This window comes from Microcoleus sp. K4-B3 (genome assembly GCF_036704615.1).
Taxonomy (GTDB): Bacteria; Cyanobacteriota; Cyanobacteriia; order Cyanobacteriales; family Microcoleaceae; genus Microcoleus.
Genome location: NZ_JAUBSF010000203.1, coordinates 1 through 2005, shown reverse-complemented (window position 1 = coordinate 2005; position 2005 = coordinate 1). Strand labels below are relative to the sequence as shown.

The 2005-nt window shown below is 41.0% G+C and carries 3 pseudogenes; 1 reads left to right on the top strand and 2 read right to left on the bottom strand.

The annotated features are described in order from the left end of the window. Positions 1-72: 72 nt before the first annotated feature. Positions 73-753 (bottom strand): annotated as a pseudogene (locus QUA78_RS32355) (transposase); the annotation flags it as partial. A 116-nt stretch (positions 754-869) separates the two neighbouring features. Here QUA78_RS32355 and QUA78_RS32350 point away from each other — a divergent pair. After that, positions 870-1526: pseudogene (locus QUA78_RS32350) on the top strand (transposase); the annotation flags it as partial. On the opposite strand, the pseudogene QUA78_RS32345 reads toward QUA78_RS32350, so the two are convergent. Continuing rightward, positions 1508-1924: pseudogene (locus tag QUA78_RS32345) on the bottom strand (transposase); the annotation flags it as partial. The pseudogenes QUA78_RS32350 and QUA78_RS32345 sit on opposite strands and share 19 nt — an antisense overlap. Positions 1925-2005 lie beyond the last annotated feature (81 nt).

The following is a 2005-nucleotide window of genomic DNA, read 5'->3' as shown; positions in this document are numbered from 1 at the left end:
ACATCTCAACTCCTACTTAGATTTACATCCTCATTATACATTATTTATGATTTACAAATCATTTGCGATCGCTATAGATGTATTATCAAGTTTAGCCATCACTCGATTCAGGCCGAATCTTCGTTTGCCTTGTCCGAACTTGCCCTCAATTGCATTTCTAATCCTCTCATCTTCCAACGCTTGCCTCTTTTTTGATTTACTCACATTTGCTGGAGGTCTTCCTAAAGGAAATCCACTAATTCTAATACCTTTTTCTTTACACCACGCTCGGTTATCTCTTGTACGATAAATTCGATCCGCATGAACTGACTCTGGATAATATCCTGTGAACCTATGATATGCTTCTACTTGGGCTTTCAAGTCCCCTGATTCGTTAAAATTATCCCAGCTCATCCGGTCTAAAAATACATATCCTTCAAAACAACTGGCTGATAGTTTGGCTCGCCTCTCTACGCTTTTTCCGGCTTTTCCTCTGACAATAGGACGAATATGGGGTTGACTTAAACTTACTATTCTATCCTCAATGCTCTGTTTATCGTTGTCAAATAACCACTGTTGTTGGCGAGCGACTTCTGTGAGGACTAGCCTGGTTTTATATTGCTTTTTATTCAGACCTTCTAGGAGCGCACCCGCATCAATTAGCTGTTCTATATGAGAAGCGTTTCTTTTGATATATTGAAGTTGTTTTTTAATTGCCTGTCTTCTTTTGTTGCGGGTGGGCCGTCTTTGTTTGGCTACTACTAAGTAGGGCTTGCTGAATATATCGCTCGCGTGTTACGTGGTCTGGGTTAAGAGATCGCGCGATCAAGAGTAAAGTGCAAGATAAACAGGTAGAATACGTCAAAAGCCGTGCATCACCACCTGCGATCGTGTACAAAAAAGCTGAGCTTGCCCCAAGTCCCCCATCCGAGTTTGAACTGCCTTTCGGAGGAAGGTTGTCAGCAGATAACCGTTGGGTAAGAATGGCCCAAATAATCCCGTGGGATGAATTTGAATCAGAATATGCGGCCAACTTCCCCACAGCGTATGGTGCACCAGCTAAATCCTTTCGGATGGCATTGGGGGCATTAATTATTAAAGAAAAATTAGGAAGCGCGCGATCGTGAAACAGTAGAACAGATCCGCGAAAACCCCTATCTGCAATACTTTATCGGTCAATCAAGCTACAGCAATGAACTCGCATTTGACCCATCTCTATTAGTACACTTTCGGCAACGAATTAGTTCCAACCTAATTAATAAAGTGAACGAACGCATGGTTGAAAAAATGCGAGAAATCACGCCAGTCAAAAAAAAAAGGATTCGGACACCAAAAATGAGTCACCCAATCGCGGAAAATTAATCATAGATGCAACCTGCGCCCCAGCCGATATTAGTTATCCGACCGACTTAGGACTATTAAACGGAGCCAGAGTTCATACAGAAAAAATCATAGACATCCTGTATAAACAAATCAAAGAAAAAGGCGATAAAAAACCAAGAACCTACCGTAATCTAGCACGAAAAGACTACTTAGGGCTTGCTGAATAATCGATCGCCAGCCAAGAACAGGTGCGATCGATATCTGAAAGCTCGGTTAAAGATAAGTTTTTCTGTATCGAGTTACCCCAATAATAATTGGGGATTATCTCCAACCTAAAAACAGGTGTTCTTTTTCTAAATAGATATAAAAACACACAAAAAACCCGGCGCCACCAGGTAGAAAGATTCATTACCAAAAAAGTAATTGCAATAACTGTACTAGATGTATTATCAAGTTTAGCCATCACTCGATTCAGGCCGAATCTTCGTTTGCCTTGTCCGAACTTGCCCTCAATTGCATTTCTAATCCTCTCATCTTCCAACGCTTGCCTCTTTTTTGATTTACTCACATTTGCTGGAGGTCTTCCTAAAGGAGGTCCACTAATTCTAATGCCTTTTTCTTTTTTCTTGGGTGCATCTCACTTTGGCAAATACATCAAATTGAAAGTTGACCATTGAGATAAGCACAGCGAAGAGCAAGGATA